The organism is Streptomyces sp. NPDC033270, from assembly GCF_055576575.1.
In genome coordinates, this window is the sequence record NZ_JBVIRA010000003.1 from 165,022 (window position 1) to 181,789 (window position 16,768).

Sequence of the window (16,768 nt, forward strand, 5' to 3'; positions counted from 1 at the left end):
CTCAGAGGACCAACGCGTTGCCCACCCTTCCCTCTCTGCCCGCGACTGCAGTTCGAGCAGATCCGTGAAGCGGACCTGGCACACGCGAAAATCAGGATCTGAAGACCGGACGAGTGACATAGGCGCTACTCCCCGCCAAGAACATCGACACGGATGGGAGTTTCGGGATCGATACGCCCATCGCCCACCCTGGTCATGAGCTCATCCCATCGGTGGTGCCCACCGAGCACTTGCCCTCCGGGTGAAACAAAGAATCCATCCCCTAGTCCAGCATTGTTGAATGACGCCACAAGCTCATCGTTACTCAGATACTCGTGATACCACTGTGAACTCGGATCGCGAGTACTCTGCCCTTCAGTGTACCGGGCAAGATCACGCGCTGGTTCATGGTGGCTTGAGAATTCGTCATCGTCTTCGCAGCCGAACAAGCCAAGGGGATCCCGCCAGCGTGAGGGGTTCAGCACATAGCTGATCGGATTGGGAGCCGGTCTGAGCCCGAGCGGGTCCGGGCTGGCGTACCGCCCGGTGCCCGGGTCGTAATGCCGGAAGAAGTTGTAGTGCAGCTCCGTCTCGGCGTCGGCGTACTGCCCGGGGTAGCGCAGGGGCGTGTACGCGGTGGCGTTGTGGTTCCAGGCGGCGGAACCCCAGGCGGTGGGGCGGGCTTGCCAGGCGACGTCGCCGTCCTCGCTGATGAGCTCCGTCGGCATACCGGTGAGGTCGGTGGCGATGGCGAAGAAGCGGGCGTCGACTTCGTCCTGGCAGAGGTGCTTGCGTTCGTACTGGGCGAGAGGGGTGTGTCCCTTGTGGTCCCAGGTGATGGTCGTTTGTGTGGAGTGGCCGTGGGTGATGGTGGTCTGCTCGCACAGCCTGGCGCCATCCCAGGTGAAGTTCACCTGCTCAGCGATGTTCTGGCCGTCGTCGGTCAGGCGTAGTTTGGCGGTGCGGCGGCCGAGGGGGTCATAGATGTAGCGCCAGGTCGTACCGTCGGGGGTTGTGCAGGCGGTCAGCCGGTTCTCGGCATCCCAGGTGTAGCGCCAGGTGTCGGGCTTGCGCGACAGGCGGGTCTTCTGGCGGAGGGTGGTGCGGCCGGCGGCGTCGTACTCGTAGCGGACGGTGCCGGCGCGGTTGAGGCGAGTCCCGGTGTAGGTGCGCTCGCCGCGGGCTTCGGGGGCGGGGTGGCGGTCGGGCCAGGTGGCGTGGGTTTGGTTTCCGGCGGTGTCGTAGGCGTAGGTCTCGGTCCAGTTGTGGGCCGAGACGGTGGTGACCCGGCCGATGGTGTCGAGTTCGAAGCGATGGGGGCCGTTGAGGTGGTCGTCGATGCCGGTGAGGTAGCCGTCGGCGCGGTAGGTGTAGGCGCGGTGCTGGAGGGTTTCGGCGGATGAGGTGACGTGTTGGTCGGTGAGGCGGCCGAGGACGTCGTAGGCGTGGGTGAACGTGATGTCGCCGATGGTGCGGGAGAGTTCCTGGCCGAGTGCGTCGTGGGCGAACGCCAGGGTGCGGCCGGAGGCATCGAGTCTGGTGCGCCGCCCCGCCACGTCGTAGGTCAGGTGCTGACCGCGCCGGTGGGGGTGGTGCGGGATATCCGACGGCCCAGGACGTCGTAGGTGAAGGTGGTGGTGCGGTCGTTCACCGTCTCGGCGACGACCCGGCCGACCTCATCCCGGCTGTAAGCGAGTTCGCTGTCCGGTCCAGTGATCCGAGCCGGACGGCCCGCGTCGTCGTAGGCGAAGGTGGTGAGCTGGCCGTCGACGTCTTTGGTGAGGAGCCGGCCAAGCGCATCGTGCTGGAAACGGGTGGTGTGGCCCAGCGGAGTGGTGCGGGAGGTCAGCCGCCCGGCCGCATCGTGTGCATAGCTCTGGGTGCGGTTGTCGAAGTCCGTCTCGGCGATCAGACGCCCGGCCTCGTCGTACTCATATCGCCAGGTCAGGCCATGCGGGTTGGTGGACCGGCCGCCTCGTCATGACGCCCACGGCCTGGATGCCGGACACGGCTGCGTCATCTGCGTGACCTCGCCGCCGTGTTGCTTCTTGGGACCCACCGATACGAGGGTAGGGTCCAAGAACTGCTTGAAGTGGTCCTTGATGGTCCTTGATGTGCAATCGCGCCTCGATAGCGTCAATAGCCTCAAGAACGATAAAAAGGCGGATCTGCTGGATCTCGTGGATATCAAGGTCCAAGTCGCCGGTGAAGTCCCGGCATGGTGCGGAGTGTCGGTTGCCCGTTCGAAGGAGTCGACTACTCGGCGTACGAGGGCAAACGGCTCACCGGCCAGGTCGAGACGGTGCTCTCGCGGGCGAACTCGTCATCGACCGGCGGGAGTTCACCGGGCGTGCCGGACGCGGCCAGTACATCCCGCGTGGCACCTGCCAGTACCTCATCTAAGGAGCGCCGCCGTGGACTTCGGAGTTGTCCTTCAGGCCGACCCGCCCGCCTCCGCCGTCGTGGCCCTGATGCGCCGTGCCGAGCGCAACGGCTTCCGCTACGGCTGGACCTTCGACTCGGCCGTGCTGTGGCAGGAACCGTTCGTCATCTACAGCCGGGTGCTGGAGCACACCGAGCGCCTGATCGTCGGCCCGATGGTCACCAATCCCTCCACCCGCACCCTCGAAGTCACCGCCTCCACCTTCGCCACCCTCAACGAGATGTACGGCAACCGCACGGTCTGTGGGATCGGCCGCGGCGACTCCGCGATGCGGGTGGCCGGCCGGCCACCCAACACCCTCGCCCGGGTGGGCGAGGCGATCGGCGTCATCCGCGACCTGGCCGAGGGCCGGGAGGCGGAGGTCGGCGGCCACCGCATCAAGATCCCCTGGATCAAGGACGGCCGGCTCCCGGTCTGGATGGCCGCCTACGGCCCCAAGGCGCTCGCCATGGCGGGCCGGCTGGCCGACGGCTTCATCCTCCAGCTCGCCGACCCCTTCCTCGCCGAGTGGATGATCAAAGCGGTACGGCAGGCCGCGGTGGACGCCGGACGCGATCCGGCCGCCCTCACGATCTGTGTCGCCGCCCCCGCCTACGTGGGCGACGACCTCGTCCACGCCCGGGAGCAGTGCCGCTGGTTCGGCGGCATGGTCGGCAACCACGTCGCCGACCTCGTCGCCCGCTACGGCGAGCACTCCGGCATGGTCCCCGACGAGCTGACCGACTACATCAAGGCCCGCAAGGGCTACGACTACTCCCACCACGGCCGGGCGGACAACCCCGACACCGCCTTCGTGCCGGACGCCATCGTCGACCGCTTCTGCCTGCTGGGCCCGGCCGCCGCCCACATCGACAAGCTGCGGGCGCTCCGGGAGCTGGGCGTCGACCAGTTCGCCGTCTACGCCATGCACGACGCCAGGGAATCCACCATCGACGCCTACGGAGCGGACATCATCCCCGCGTTCGCCGACTGAACGGGCGCCGCACGCCGCTGCCGCAGCCCGGACGCGTCTTCGCAAGCAAGCCGGGCTCTTTGGGAGCCCGGCTTGCCGCGGCGGAGGAACGCCGCTGAAGCGATCAGTCATCCCTCGACCTGGCCAGGCCTAGGCCAGGTCGAGCGTCTTGACTCCCGACAGGATGGGGACGAGGTTGTAGTTGCCGTCTCCCGCCCCGCAGTTCGGTTGGCTGTCCGCGGCGGCGGCGATGTTCGTTCCCGCCAGGAAGCGTCCGTCGCTGCTCGGCACCACCGTCGAGAAGTGGTTGGTGGCCGAGGCCGAGTAGTACATGCACTGGTGCAGGTTCACGTAACGCCCCGTGGTCAGGTCGAGCGTCTTGACTCCCGACAGGGTGGGGACGAGGTTGTAGTTGCCGTCCCCAGCCCCGCAGTTCGGTTGGCTGTCCGCGGTGGCAGAGACGTTCGTTCCCGCCAGGAAGCGTCCGTCGCTGCTTGCCACCACCGTCGAGAAGTGGTTGGTGGCCGAGGCCGAGTAGTACATGCACTGGTGCACGTTCAGGTAGCGCCCGGCTTGCCGGTCGAGCGCCCTGACCCCGGACAAGATCGGCACGAGCCCGTAGTTGCCGTCCCCGGCGCCGCAGTTCGGTTGGCTGTCCGCGGTGGCTGACGCATTGCTCCCGGCCAGGAAGCGTCCGTCGCTGCTTGGCACCACCGTGGTGAAGTGGTTGGTGGCCGAGGGCGAGTAGTACATGCACTGGTGCAGGTTGAGGTACCTGGCGGCGACTCGCCCGGGGTCGTGGGCGTGGGCCGTGCCCGGTGCGAGCAGCAGAGCTGCGGTGCTTAAGGTGGCGGCGAGGGCAGCCAGCCACGCCTTGAAGGGACCTTTCTTACGCACGATGTTCCCCCTCTCCAGTGCTCCTTCCGGTAAGGAGCAGGGAAAGCAGAGCACGGGGTGGTGCGCATTGACTGACGTCTGCTGTCCAATCCACCCAAAGGTGGGTAGTGCGGGCGATCACTGCAGGTCGGTCGCCGCGTCACGGGTTGCCGGTGGCCATCGGTGCGGTGCCGACGGTGATGACGTTTCCCTCGCTGATGTAGCCGAGCGGGTCGTTGAGTGGGTTGGTGGCGTCGTCGGGGTCCAGGAATGCCTGCCAGCCGCCGTCGAGGGCGGCGTCGGTGGCCTGTTGGGCTATGCGGGCGCAGGCGAGGCCGTAGAAGCGGCGGACGGCCGGGTCCATTGGGGCGTAGTGCTCCATCACGAGGGTGCGCTGTCGCACGCCTTGTAGTCCCGCCTCGGTCAGCCAGCGGTAGAGGTCGCGCGCCCGGAGGAGTTGGCGGGCGTATCCGGGGGTCCGTGCGGCCGTGCGGAAGAAGTCGGTGAAGAGGAAGGGGTCGGCCCCGGGGCGTGCCGTGATCAGGCTTGCGTCGAGGTCCTTGACGGCGACGACCCCGCCCGGGCGGACGACTCGGCGGAACTCCCTTAGTGCGCCGAGCAGTTCGGCGTCGTCCAGGTACTGGGTGGTGTTCGCGCACCAGACGGCGTCGAACGTTCCGTCCTCGTAGGGGAGGTTGAGGATGTCGCCCTGTTGGACAGCGGTGGGTGGGGTGGAGGGGCGGTCGCGCATCCGCTCGGCGGCCCGCGCGGCGTTCTCCTCGGCCAGGTCGATCGCCGACAGTCGGCCGGTGGGTCCGACCCGGTCGGCCAGCAGGGGGAGGAAGGAACCGCTGCCGCAGCCCGCGTCCAGTACGTGCCAGCCCGCCTCGATGCCCGCCTCGTCCAGGGCCTGGCGGTAGTACGGAGCGCAGGCCGCGAAGTGCGCCTCGACGATGTCGTTGCGGGTGAAACCCAGGCCGGTGGAGGAGGCGTAGCCCCAGGACTCGTGGTCGTCGCTCACCGTGCGTCCGCTCCCTTCCGTCAGCATGCGTCCGCTCCCTTCCGCTCCGCCGCACCGACGGTGTCGAGCAGCTCCACGAGGGCGTCCGTGGTGCGCTGCGGTGCCTCCACCGGCGGCAGGTGTCCGGCTCGGGCGACGGTGACGAGTCGTCCCTGTGGCAGCGCCGAGGCCAGCTGCCGCGCCTCGTCGAGGGAGACCAGCTCGTCCTCCTCGCCGGCGACGATCACGGCGGGTACCTCGGTCGTCCGCAGGTCGTCCAGGGCGCCCGGGCGGGCCGCGATGGCGCGCTGCGCCCAGGCGACGGCTTCCGGCGCCGCGGCCGCGGCCAGGGACACCACCCGTGCGACCGTGTCCGGTGCTTCGGCGCGGGTGGTGGCCCCGAGCAGCATCGGTGTCGTGTGGGCGACGAGTTGATCGCGCAGGGAGTCGTCGAGGATCCGCTCGGCGAACCCCCTCCGCTGGGCGGCGCCCTCCGCGGTGTCCGCGGTCCCCCTGGTGGACAGCAGGCCCAGACCGAGGACGCGGGCGCGGTGGCGGCGCAGGAAGGCCATCGCCACATAGCCGCCCATGGAGGCGCCGATGACGACGGCGCGGGGCATTCCCCGCTGGTCCATCCGGCGGGCGAGGTCGTCGGCCACCAGGTCGAGCGAGGGCGGGTCCGTGCCCAGGGGGGTGCCGCCGAAGCCGCGCTGGTCGTAGGCGAGCACCGGGTGCCCGCGTGCGCGGAGCCGGCGCGCCTGGGTGTCCCACATCGAGGAGTCGAGTGGGAGGGCGTGGAGCAGGACGACAGGGGGTCTGTTCGCCGGGGTCATCGTTGGGCACTCCGTTCGGCGTCGGTGATGAACTGCCTGACAGCAGTGGGTAGTTGTGCGTCGCGTCGCCAGGCGAGGGACACCGGGGCCGGTGGCAGGTCGTGGAGTGGGACGGCCCGGATGTGCGGGGGAAGGACGTCCCCGAGCGAGCGGAACGACGGGTGCACGGCGGTCGAGCGGGCGAGCAGGTCCACCATCTCCTCCACCGTGGTCATGGGATGGACCCGGCGCACCGGGCGGCCGCCGGGCGTGCGCGGCGGCACGACCTGGTCCCAGACGTACGGAGGGAAGTCGCCCGGGCAGCTGAAGGTGTCGTAGTCGGCGACCTCCTCGACCGACACGGTCGCGCGGGTCGCCAGGGGGTGGTGCGCGCCGAGGATCAGGGCCCGGCCGTCGAAGAGCACGGGTTCGCTGAAGGCGAGGTCCGGTTCCCGCAGCGCGTACTTGACGAGCAGGACGTCCATCTCGTCGGCGCGCAGCGGCCCGAACGGGTCGGCCAGGTCGTAGGGGACGAACTCCACGTCCCGCCGGTCGCGGCCCGCGGCGGCGACCAGCTCGTCGGCCAGGCGCGGTGAGCCGTGCGCGCCGAGGCGGACGGGGCGGCTCGCGGCGTCGGCGCCGGTGGTGGCGGTGGCGTCATGGGGAGGGGGCAACGCGGGTCTCCTCGGTCAGTCCGGCGTACGCCTGGAGCGCGTCCGGACGGTGGGTGTCGGTGTCGATCCGCAGGGCCGCGAACGGCTCGCCGACCCCGGCCAGCCGCGGCACCGCCCGCACGGTCAGCCGGTCCCCGCCGGCGATCAGCCCGTCCATGACGGACTCGGCGAGCAGATGGTTGAGCTGGACGAGCACCGTCGCGACGGTGGCCCCGGCCGTGGCGACGTACACGTCGCGGTGGACCGGCGCCCGCCCGCCCGGGACCGCGGCGGGGACGTCGACGGTCATCGGCCGCCAGGAGGCCAGCGGCTGCGGGCCGCTGAACGCCTTGAGCAGCCTGCGGAGGGTGGCCGTGGCGCCGTCCGGGGCGGGACGCGTCCAGGCGACCGCGCCGTCGTCGCCGATGTGGCCGAAGGCGAAGCGTTCCCGGAGGTTGTCGGGCCGGCCGGACAGGTAGACGGTGCGGGTGAACGAGCGCCGCCAGGCCGCGCTCTCGTCCGCCGGCAGGCCGAGCGCGAAGCGGCAGGTCTCCCGCACCCAGCTCCGCAGGTCGAAGCGGCTGACGACGGAGACGACCAGCGCCCCGTCGGAACCGTCCGGCCCGTCCAGGGCGGCGATCCGGCCCTTCGCCGCGCGCAGGGCCTGGGGGCTGGACAGGTCCAGGGGCCCGGAGAACTCGGGCCGGGCCGTGCGCAGGCGCTGCGCGGCCACACCGAGCAGGAGTTCGGGGGAGAGGGTCATAGGTACACCGTCGAGAGCAGTGCGCGGTCGGGGGCGGGGCCCTTCTTGCCGAGCAGGGACGAGGTCAGCCGGTAGGGGTCGACATAGGTGTGGTCGCGGCGGTGGCGGGCCAGGGCGGCCGGCACGTCGGGCGGGCCGTCGCTCCGCGCGGCCGCCTCCGACCGGTCGAGCAGCCGCTCGGCACGCAGCAGGCACTGCCGCAGGAGGTCGTGCCGGAACGACTGCGCCTGCCCCGGTCCCAGGGTCGCGATGAAGTACAGCCGTATGCCCAGGCGCCGTACCGCGGGTTCGTGGTCCTCGCCCACGGCCCGCAGCAGTGCGTCCACCGTGTAGGCGTGCCAGCCGCCGTGCCGGGCCGAGGTGATCTTCCCGTCGAGGGGTACCCGGCCGACCGGCACCCGGTGGACGGTTCGGTCCGGTCCGGCGAGCACCCGCTGCAACAGCTGGTAGTCGGGGTCGAGTTCGCGGTCGTAGAGCAACACGACCTCGTCGTAGTGGGGGACCAGTGGCAGCAGTTCGCGCAGCGCGCAGGCCAGGTAGTTGGGGCGCCCGTCGGGGGAGACGATCTGGCGCAGCGGCAGGCCGAAGCGCGTCGCGTCGAGGTAGACGGGGCCGCCGCAGTCCCGCTGGTCCAGCCCCGTGCCCGCCGAGACCAGTCGGCCGATCATCTCGTCGAGCCCTAGGCCGGGCGGCTGGTGCCGCTCCAGCCCCGGGTCGTGCAGCCCGAGCCGGGCGTAGTGGCCGGCCCACAGGCGCAGGACGCGCGCACTGGCGGGGTGCACCCAGCCGCCGCTCTCGACGGCCTCCTCATAGGGGCGCAGGTCCTCGGCGGGGGGACGGCGGCCCTCGGCCCGGTACCGGACGTAGAGCTCCCCGATCTCCTCCTCCGTGAGCGTGGTGTAGTCGGTGTCGCCGGCCGTGCGGTCCAGGAACTCCCAGAAGCCCAGGGTCTGTTCGGTGGGGTGGTAGGTGGTGTGGCTGTAGCGGTAGGTCACGTCGGCCAGCTGCGCGGTGGCCCGGAACATCACATCGGTCCACAGCAGGCCCTTGAGGTGGCTGGGGGTGAGCGGCTTGGCGGGGGTGACGGTGATCGGCGCCAGAAGCACGGTCGGGCGGCGGGTCACCGCTGCGCTCCTCGCCCGGTGGCCATGGCGTCCAGCAGTTCCTCCCGGGTCGGCGGCAGCGGTCCGGTCGGTTGGTCGCGGGGGCGGGCCCGGTGCACCCGTGCCCGGAAGTCGGGGTCGTCGAAGACCTCAGTGGGGGTGGCGAGGGTCATCAGCACGCGGGTGAGACCGCGCCACACGGTGAGGTCGGAGGCGGCCGCGGTCGCGATCGCCGCCATGGACGGCCGGGCGGTGGTGTCGGCGGTGCCCTGCCGAGGCGGTGGCGTCCCGTCGGCCGCCGCCCGCCACAGCGCGATACGCGTCAGGCCGTCCTGGGCCGCCTGCGCGTACCAGGGGCCGAACAGCTCCTCGGCGAGGTGCGCGGCCCGTTCGCTCTGTGCCGTGCCGACGGCCGGGTGGGAGTCCAGCAGGTCCGCCAGCGCGAAGGCGTGGGCGAAGGCGAGGGACACACCGCGTCCGTAGAGCGGGTCGGTGACACAGGCGGCGTCCGCGACCGGGAACAGCCCGGCCACCGGCTGCTGCCGGGCGGTGGCGGTGCCGCGCAGGATGTTCGGTGCGAAGGTGATCGCGCGCACGGCGGTGAGCGGTACGGCGACCCCGTCGGCCAACCAGGGCCCCAGGTACGGGGACAGCCGGGCGACGGCGGTGAAGGCGTCGGGGGAGGGGAGTCCCCGCGTCGCCGGGTCCCCGGTGAGCAGTCCCAGCGATACGGCGAACACGTCGCCGTCGGCGGGGTGCAGCACGGCGGCGTAGTGGCCGTAGATGCCGCCGGCCGCGTTGCCCCGGTTGAGCGGTCCGGGCCGCCCGGGGCCGGTCAGCCGGTAGAAGCGCGTGGCGGCGCGCACCGCCGTCGGGCTGGTCAGGTCCTCGGCCAGGGGGATGCCGGCGGCGTCGAGCCAGGACCGGGACGCGGCCTTGCGGCCGGAGGCGTCGACGACCACCCGGGCGGGGAGGTGCTCTCCCCGGTCGGTGACCACGCCGGCGACCGCGCGCCCGGACGGGGCCAGGAGGAGACCGCGGACCGTGGTTCGGTAACCGATCTCGATCCCGGGGGTGTCGCGCACCGCGCGGTGCAGCACCAGCTCCAGCACGGGGCGGCGCATGGCGAGCGCGACCAGGTGGTCGTCGGCCGGCTCCCGGGCACCGCCCGGTGCCGTGCGGGGCGCGGCGGCCGTGAGGTCGAGCGTATGGCCGCCCTCCGCCCGCAGGGCGTCGAGCAGGCCCGGCAGGCGCTCGGCCAGCACCCGCATGCCCAGGGAGGTCAGGACTTGGGAGTGGGCGCTCTGCGGCACGGTGGGCCGCCGCCACTCCTCGGCGGCCTTGGCGGCCGGTCCCTCCGGCGGCGGGCCGGACCGCTCCAGGATCCGCACGCGGTAGCCGCGCTCGCGCAGTGCCAGTGCCGTGGCGAGGCCGGCGATACCGGCCCCCGCTATGAGCACGGCGGGCGTGGTCAACGCCGCCGCCCGTGGACGAAGAACACCCGGCGGACGTCCCTGACGTCCCGCTCGGGCACCGGGTCCGGCCACCGGCCGAAGTCCGCCTCCGGCTCCCCCGGCTGTACCGCGCGGACCTCGTACCCGTAGCGGTCGAAGAGCGCCTCGGGCTCGTCGCTGCCGAACAGCCAGGGGCAGCCCCACCCCGCGAAGACGTTCAGCAGTCCCTGCATGTGGGGCAGGGTGAGGGCCGCCGCGTTGACGATGTCGGCGGCGATGCGGCTGCCGGGCGCGGTGAGGGCGGCGACCCGCTGCAGCATGCGGTGCGCGTCCGGCTCGGGGATGTAGTAGAGCAGCCCCTCCAGCAGCCAGGTGGACGGCAGGGCCGGGTCGTAGCCGGCCGCGACGAGCCGGCTCTCCCAGTCCTCGGCGGTGAGGTCGACGGCGACGGTGCGGTGGGCGACCCGTGGCGCGACGCCCCGGAGCCGCTGCTCCTTGAACGCCAGCACGGCCGGCCGGTCGACCTCGAAGTAGCGGATGTGGTCGGGCCACGGCAGCCGGTAGGCCCGGGAGTCCATACCGGCCGGGGCCAGCACGATCTGGGTCGTCTCCGGTTCCTGGGCGGCCTGCTGGAGGAAGTCGTCGAAGAACCGGGTACGGATCGCGTTGTAGTCGGGGGTGCTGGGAAGGGAGCGCGGCCGGTCGGGTGGGAAGGTCGCGGCACGGACCTCGGCGAGCAGTCCTTCCCCCGCCTCGCCCACGAGCCGGGCGGCGTAGGGGTCCTCGTACAGCCGGTCCGCGCGGCGGGTCTCCGCGGCGCGCAGGGCCGCGGTGAGCAGAGCGGTGCGCTCCACGGCGTTCAGCAGGTCGGTCATGCCGGTTCTTCCCCGTCCGTCGTGGTGTGGGTCAGGCGTTGCCAGAGCGCGTCGTCCTGCCGGAACATCCGGTCCTTGACCTGGGTCGGGCGGATGCCGCCGGCCACGGCCGTGTGCCAGTCGCGGTGGAAGGCGTCGCGGTCGAGGTGGCGCAGGACGGGGGCGTCGAGCCGGCCGTCGGCCCGCGCCCGCCCGTAGTCCGCGGACTCCGCGGTGAGGCCCTGGTCGAGCAGCGCGGCGAAGCGTGCGTTCTCCGCCGCGCTCCAGGGCGTGGTGGCGGCCAGGGCGAAGGTGTAGCGCACCGCGGCGCCGGCAGACGCCTCCACGCGGCAGGCGACATTGCGCAGTTGCAGGCCGGTGGCCCCCAGTGCGCGGTGCAGTGCCCGCACGACCTGGGCGTCGCGCAGCCGCTCCCCGGCCGCGTCGGAGCGGGTGTTGCGGCCGGCGTACTCCAGTCGCGGGACCCCGCGCACCCGGTCGACGACGCGCACCACGTCTCCGCCCGCGTAGCGGTACAGACCGCCGACGTGGCTGAAGACCACGTGGTAGTCACGGCCCGCTTCGAGTTCGTGCGGCAGCAGGGTCTGGGTGCCGGGCAGCAGGTCGTCGTCGGCGGGCACGAACTCGTAGACCGACGCGGACACCACCAGGCTCCCCGCCGAGCCGTGCCGGTCCAGCGCCACACCCGACGGCCCCTCAGACGCGGCCACCGGCGCCGGCAGTGCGGTGACGCCGGTCCCGAACTCCTCCCGCAGCGCGGGCATGTAGAGCGACGCCACTCCGGTCGTCCAGCAGAACAGGGCACGCAGCCGCGGCCACACATGGGCCGGGCGGACCACGCCGAAGTACTCCGCCAGCCGCTCCAGTTCGCGGGCGCGCTCCGGGTCGGGTGCCCGGTGGGCCACCCCGCCCAGGGTGCCGTCGCGCACCTCCCGCACGATCCGGGGCCACCACAGGTTCAGCTGGTACGGGACGGCGGCGATCATCGCCGGGTTGATGCCGATCAGGCAGCGCACATCGCTCTGCACCGCGAGCCGGAGCCGCAGATACATCTTCTGGAGGTGGTCGTCGGGAGCGACGTCGACCGGCAGGGTCGCCCAGGGCGCCTGCGTGCCGGGTTCGGCCGAGAGCGGTTCGCCGAACATCTCGCCGAAGTCCACCTGGCTGGCCCCCACATGCGGCCGCCCGTCCGCCGTGGTCGGCGGGGCCGACAGCGGGTCGTGCTTGAGGTTGAGCACGGCGTCCGGCCGGGCCAGCACCTCCGGGAAGTGCTCCAGCAGCGGTGCCCAGGCCGCGTAGTAGAACGGGAAGAAGGTGGTGCGCATGAAGCGCCGGGTGACCGGGATCTTCTTGTGCGCTCCGGTGCTGCCGCTGCTGGTGAAGTACACGACGGCCGGGTCCGCCGACAGCACATTGCTCTCACCCGCCGCCATGCGGTCGATGTAGGGGGCGTGCGCGGAGTAGTCCTGGAGGGGAACGGCCCTGCGGAAGTCGTCGATCGTCCGTATGCCGGCGAATCCGTGGCGCCTGCCGAATTCCGTTCCGGCGTTGAAGTCCAACAGGTCCTTAAGGACCCGCTGCTGCTCCTGCCGCATGTCGGCGAGCGACGCCATCAGGCGGTCTCGTTCCTCGAACACCCGCGCCCGGTACCGTTCGGCGTGGCCCGGGGCGCCCCATGATCCCGCCGTGTTCACCGGGACAGCACCTCCAGCACCTGCTCCGCGGTCCCCGCCACGCTGTCCTGCTCGTCGAGCATCTCCACCGGCAACTGCCGCACCTCTTCCAGCATCAGTTTCCGAAGCTGCTTCTGGTAGCTCTCGAAGCCGCCCCACACGGGGCGCGTTCCGAAGTACTCCAGGGGATTGAGCCGCGCCCCGTTCGCGCTGCGCCGCCAGGCGGACTCCGGCGCGACATCGAGGTAGAGGACCCCGCGCGGCTGCGGGAAGGACCGCCACCACGAGAACAGCGGACCGGCCCGCACGCCGGCCAGCCGGCACTTCGCCAGGATCTTGTAGTAGTAGGAGTCCATCAGGAGCGGGGTGCGGGGGTCCTGGGCGGCCATCTGGTCCCTCAGATGAACCACGGCGGTCTGCAGCAGACTCGCCAGGAAGTCGGCCGAGTACGCGCCGCCCAGTTCGGGCAGCACGTCCTCGACCACGTTGCGGCGCAACTGCGTGATCAGCGCGTACTTCTCGGCGGTGAGCTCCCGGTCCGTGGACAGGGTCCGCCACGCCGGCGCCCGCTTGGCGACCTCCGCCAGGACCGACGACTTCCCGGCGCCGTCCGGCCCCAGCAGAACGAAGAACTGGTGCTCCGTCACGGTGGCCTACCTCTCCGCCAGGGCCCGCAGGCGTGCGCGGTCGACCTTGCCGTTGCCGTTGAGCGGCAGTTCCGGCAGTAGCACGCAGCGGCGCGGGACCTTGAACGGTTCGATCTGTTGCCGCATCCGCTCCAGCACCTCCTCCTTGGACAGTTCGGTGACGGCGGCGAGCACGGAGGGGCGGCCGTCCGCCGGTGGCAGTACGGCGGCGGCCGTGACCTCCGCGATGCGCAGGGCGGCGGCCTCCACCTCGGTGCAGCTGACGCGGAACCCCCGCTCCTTGTAGAGGTCGTCGCGGCGGCCGGAGAAGTAGAGGTAGCCGTCCGCGTCGAGGTGCCCGTAGTCCCCGGTCCGCAGTTCGGGGAAGAGCCCCTCGCGGCGCCAGAAGCGCTGGGCGGTCAGTTCCGGGCGGCGCCAGTAGCCGGCCATGACGTGCGGGCCGCGGACGGCGATCTGCCCGATGTCGCCCGGTGGGAGTTCCGCGCCCTGGTCGTCGAGGATGACGATCTCCGTGCCGCGCAGCGCCCGGCCACAGGAGCCGGGCCGCTTCAGATCGCCGTCCGGCTCCATGATCGCCGCGCGTTTGCACTCGGTCAGCCCGTACATGACCTGGATGCGCAGCGCGGGCAGGTGCTCGCGCAGCTCGGCCATGGTGCGGGCGGGCAGGTCCGCGCCGGTGTTCGTCAGCAGCCGCAGCCCGGGCAGTGGCGTACCCGGGGCCCGTTTGGCCAGCCAGGCGAGGGTGCCGGAGACGGACGGGACGCCCGCCAGCACCGTGGCGCCGCTGCGCTGGAGGCTGCGCAGCAGTGGCGGGCCGGCCTCGGCGGTGGTCGCCAGCCGTAGTGTCGCGCCGCTGAGGGTGGCCAGGAAGAGCTGGTAGAGCCCGTAGTCGAAGGACAGCGGCAGCGGGCAGTAGACGATGTCGTCGGAGCGCAGGTGCAGTTCGGCCTGGATGGCCCGCATGGCGAACAGCATCTGCTGGTGCGTGCCGACCACGGCCTTGGGCAGCGCGGTGGTACCGGACGTGTAGATCAGGCAGGCCGGGTCGGTGGTGAGGGTGCCCGGGTCCGGCAGCTCGTCGGGGGCGCCGCCGGACCGCAGCTCCGCCGCGTGCAGGCTCGGCACATCCCGCTCGTGCGCGGTCCGTTGCGCCGCCTGGTCATCGGTGACCAGGAGGGTGGCTTCGGCGTCGTCGAGGACGTGGACGAGCGGCGCGCCGCGTACGTCCTCGTGGAGCACGCTGAAGACCGCGCCCAGGCGGGAGGCGGCGTACACCGCGGCGGCCACCGCATGCCCGTCCTCGGCGGAGACCAGGACCCGTGAGCCCCGCCGCACGCCGTGGGCGCGCAGGACGCTCGCGGCCGAGGTGCTGGCCGCGGCCAGTTCCCGGTAGGTGAGGGTGGTCTCCTGCCAGACGACGGCGGGCGCGTCGGGGTGGGTGCGGGCGGCGGCGTCGAGGATGTCGTGGAGGTGGACCGGTGTGGGGGGCTCCGGTGTCATCGCTGCTGCTCCTTCCGGGACGAGGCCGCGCCCATCGGCACGACGGTGGTGGCGGTCGCCCGGCAGACGAGTTCGGGCGCCGCGAGCAGCCGGGCGGCGCTGACCCGGTCGGCTCCGCCGGCGGCTATCACCCGGTGCGCCTCCAGGGCGACGACGCGGCGCAGCCGGGTCCGACGGACCAGGCGCGCGGTCGCCTCCAGGTAGTCGCCCGGGTGGACGGGGGCGGTGAAGCGGACGTCGGAGTACTGCGACAGCAGCCCTTCGTCGCCGTCCGTCCGCACGGTGATCTCGGTGAGCAGATCACCGAAGAGCTGCATGATCCGGGCGCCGTCGACCAGGCCGCCGCCGTAGTGGGCGTCGTGCGGGGCCATGCGCACCCGCAGGAACGCGGTGACGGGGGCCTCTTCGGCGGACGTCCGGGCCGGGGGGACCTCGGGTGTCGTGGACTGCGGTGACATGCCCTCTTCCTTTTGCGGGTGCTGGGTCGCCACGGCGGTGGCCACGACGAGTTCGTCCTTGTGGGCGATGGAGACCCTCATTTCCTGGAGGCGGAGCCGGGCGGCGATCCGCGCGGCCGCGCCGGACAGGTGGGCCGAGGGCGCCCCGTCCGTGGAGCGCCGTACGGTGACGTGGTGGGGGCGCACTCCGGAGCCGAAGCCGACGCCCAGGGCCTTGACCACCGCTTCCTTGGCCGCGAACCGGCCGGCGAGGAACTCCCGGGCCCGGGTGGGGCCGCAGGCCGCCGCGTGGTCGAGCTCTTCCGCGGCGAAGGCGTAGGCCCGGAACCAGGGGCGTTGCAGCAGCCGGTCCAGTTCCCCGATCCGCAGCACATCGACGCCGGTCAGCACGGTGCCGCTCCGTCCCCGGCGGAGCCGTCCGGCCCGGTGCCGCGGCCCACCACGGTGCACGACCAGGTGAATCCGCCCCCGCCGGACAGCAGCAGCGCCACCTCCCCGTCGGCGACGAGGGCTTCGCTGTGCACCACCGCGAGGTTGGCGAGGATGTCGCCGCTGCCCAGGTGCCCGGTGCGGGCGCCCGGCCGGTGCACGGTGGCGTGCGGCAACTGCCGCTCCAGGACGGGCAGGTAGGTGCGTTCCAGGGTCGCCGGGCCGAGCCGGGGGAGCAGCACATGCCGCACCCGGCGGTCGCCGGGCGCCAGGCCCGCCTGGGCGAGGGCGGCGGCGACCAGGTCGCCGATGGCGACCGGCGCCAGTTCCGCGAACCGGGCCATGCCGCCCGCCGCGGCGAACGCCTTCTTCGTGCGCCGGACGTCGACCGGGCGGCTGTGCTCCATGGGCGCCGGGCTGAAGGGGTCGTCCCCGCGGTACATGCTCTCCATGTCGGGGGCGGCGCGGACGGTCTGGGCCAGCAGCCGCAGGCCGCGGCCGGAACGGGAGAGCACCGCGGCCGTGGCGCCGTCCCCGTAGGCGACGTGCGAGTCGCTGGTCCAGCGGTCGAAGCCGGGCCGCTGGAAGCGGTCGCCGGTGGTCACCAGCGCGGCCCTGGCCGACGGGTCGGCGCACAGGTGCAGGGCGGCCTCGTGCAGGGCCATGGCGCCGCCGTGACACATCTGCGCGATGCCGACCGGTACCGCGTTGACCGCGCCCACCCCGTCGGCCACGTAGTGGGCCGGCGACCAGAAGTCGTGCCCTTGGTGGTAGGTCCAGCTGTGGAACAGCACATCGACGTCCGCGGGTGCCACCCCGGCCTGCCGCAGGGCCCGCCGTCCGGCCAGTACGGCCATCTCGGGTGCCGCGTGCGCGACGGCGACCGGCACCTCCACCACACCGGACTGCGCCGACTCCGCCGGGGTCAGCACGCCGTCGGACACCTGGGAGGCGGCGGACTGCCGGGTGGTGGGCAGCCAGCAGACGGCCGCGTCGATCGTCATGTTCTCGCCGAACCGCATGAGGGGGCTCCTGTGCTCCGGTCGTTCCGCGGAGGGTGGCTTCGCCTTTCGGGGATTCGCTGCGTCACTTACGCCACTACAGACCCGGCAGGCCCACCGGTGGATACACCCCCGGCCGTACGTTCCGGT

General features: G+C 72.2%; 14 protein-coding genes and 2 pseudogenes. 2 read left to right on the plus strand and 14 right to left on the minus strand.

Annotated elements, in window-relative coordinates; translation table 11 throughout:
- Positions 1-407: 407 nt before the first annotated feature.
- A pseudogene (locus ACZ5XZ_RS06895) lies at positions 408-1,942 on the minus strand (RHS repeat-associated core domain-containing protein); the annotation flags it as partial.
- A gap of 288 nt (positions 1,943-2,230) precedes the next feature.
- Between ACZ5XZ_RS06895 and ACZ5XZ_RS06900 the strand changes: the two are divergent.
- Positions 2,231-2,382, plus strand: a pseudogene (locus ACZ5XZ_RS06900) (dihydropyrimidinase); the annotation flags it as partial.
- A gap of 11 nt (positions 2,383-2,393) precedes the next feature.
- Positions 2,394-3,395 carry a TIGR03842 family LLM class F420-dependent oxidoreductase gene (locus ACZ5XZ_RS06905; protein ID WP_468975037.1) on the plus strand — a complete coding sequence of 334 codons (1,002 nt, stop codon included), beginning with the start codon at positions 2,394-2,396 and terminating at the stop codon, positions 3,393-3,395.
- A gap of 129 nt (positions 3,396-3,524) precedes the next feature.
- Here the strand turns inward: ACZ5XZ_RS06905 and ACZ5XZ_RS06910 are convergent, their stop codons facing one another.
- The 13 genes from ACZ5XZ_RS06910 to ACZ5XZ_RS06970 form a co-directional block, all read right to left on the minus strand.
- Positions 3,525-4,271: a hypothetical protein gene (locus ACZ5XZ_RS06910; RefSeq protein ID WP_468975038.1), complete on the minus strand. Its 747-nt coding sequence runs from the start codon at positions 4,269-4,271 to the stop codon at positions 3,525-3,527.
- A gap of 139 nt (positions 4,272-4,410) precedes the next feature.
- Positions 4,411-5,298 carry a class I SAM-dependent methyltransferase gene (locus ACZ5XZ_RS06915; protein ID WP_468975039.1) on the minus strand — a complete coding sequence of 296 codons (888 nt, stop codon included), beginning with the start codon at positions 5,296-5,298 and terminating at the stop codon, positions 4,411-4,413.
- The gene (locus tag ACZ5XZ_RS06920) at positions 5,292-6,083 is read right to left on the minus strand and encodes an alpha/beta fold hydrolase (protein WP_468975040.1); all 792 of its coding nucleotides are present in this window, start codon (positions 6,081-6,083) and stop codon (positions 5,292-5,294) included. The genes ACZ5XZ_RS06915 and ACZ5XZ_RS06920 overlap by 7 nt, the downstream gene beginning before the upstream one ends.
- Complete coding sequence (locus ACZ5XZ_RS06925) at positions 6,080-6,736, minus strand: LysR substrate-binding domain-containing protein (protein ID WP_468975041.1); 657 nt, start codon at positions 6,734-6,736, stop codon at positions 6,080-6,082. Before ACZ5XZ_RS06925 ends, ACZ5XZ_RS06920 begins: the two co-directional genes overlap by 4 nt.
- Positions 6,720-7,478 (minus strand): DUF6182 family protein, encoded by a 759-nt coding sequence (locus ACZ5XZ_RS06930; RefSeq protein ID WP_468975042.1) that lies wholly within the window; start codon positions 7,476-7,478, stop codon positions 6,720-6,722. The genes ACZ5XZ_RS06925 and ACZ5XZ_RS06930 overlap by 17 nt, the downstream gene beginning before the upstream one ends.
- Entirely contained in the window at positions 7,475-8,602 is a 1,128-nt protein-coding gene (locus ACZ5XZ_RS06935) for a hypothetical protein (RefSeq protein ID WP_468975043.1), read from the minus strand. Before ACZ5XZ_RS06935 ends, ACZ5XZ_RS06930 begins: the two co-directional genes overlap by 4 nt.
- Positions 8,599-10,056, minus strand: coding sequence for an FAD-dependent oxidoreductase (locus tag ACZ5XZ_RS06940; RefSeq protein ID WP_468975044.1), 1,458 nt, complete (start codon positions 10,054-10,056; stop codon positions 8,599-8,601). Before ACZ5XZ_RS06940 ends, ACZ5XZ_RS06935 begins: the two co-directional genes overlap by 4 nt.
- The gene (locus tag ACZ5XZ_RS06945) at positions 10,053-10,910 is read right to left on the minus strand and encodes a class I SAM-dependent methyltransferase (RefSeq protein WP_468975045.1); all 858 of its coding nucleotides are present in this window, start codon (positions 10,908-10,910) and stop codon (positions 10,053-10,055) included. The genes ACZ5XZ_RS06940 and ACZ5XZ_RS06945 overlap by 4 nt, the downstream gene beginning before the upstream one ends.
- On the minus strand, positions 10,907-12,604 hold the full coding sequence (locus ACZ5XZ_RS06950) for a GH3 family acyl-acid amido synthetase (protein ID WP_468975046.1): 1,698 nt from the start codon (positions 12,602-12,604) through the stop codon (positions 10,907-10,909). The genes ACZ5XZ_RS06945 and ACZ5XZ_RS06950 overlap by 4 nt, the downstream gene beginning before the upstream one ends.
- The gene (locus ACZ5XZ_RS06955; RefSeq protein ID WP_468975047.1) at positions 12,601-13,230 is read right to left on the minus strand and encodes a hypothetical protein; all 630 of its coding nucleotides are present in this window, start codon (positions 13,228-13,230) and stop codon (positions 12,601-12,603) included. Before ACZ5XZ_RS06955 ends, ACZ5XZ_RS06950 begins: the two co-directional genes overlap by 4 nt.
- Before the next feature lie 6 nt (positions 13,231-13,236).
- Positions 13,237-14,730 (minus strand): class I adenylate-forming enzyme family protein, encoded by a 1,494-nt coding sequence (locus ACZ5XZ_RS06960; protein ID WP_468975048.1) that lies wholly within the window; start codon positions 14,728-14,730, stop codon positions 13,237-13,239.
- Positions 14,727-15,578, minus strand: coding sequence for a holo-ACP synthase (locus ACZ5XZ_RS06965; protein WP_468975049.1), 852 nt, complete (start codon positions 15,576-15,578; stop codon positions 14,727-14,729). Before ACZ5XZ_RS06965 ends, ACZ5XZ_RS06960 begins: the two co-directional genes overlap by 4 nt.
- The gene (locus tag ACZ5XZ_RS06970; protein ID WP_468975050.1) at positions 15,572-16,639 is read right to left on the minus strand and encodes a ketoacyl-ACP synthase III family protein; all 1,068 of its coding nucleotides are present in this window, start codon (positions 16,637-16,639) and stop codon (positions 15,572-15,574) included. The genes ACZ5XZ_RS06965 and ACZ5XZ_RS06970 overlap by 7 nt, the downstream gene beginning before the upstream one ends.
- Between the last annotated feature and the right edge of the window lie 129 nt (positions 16,640-16,768).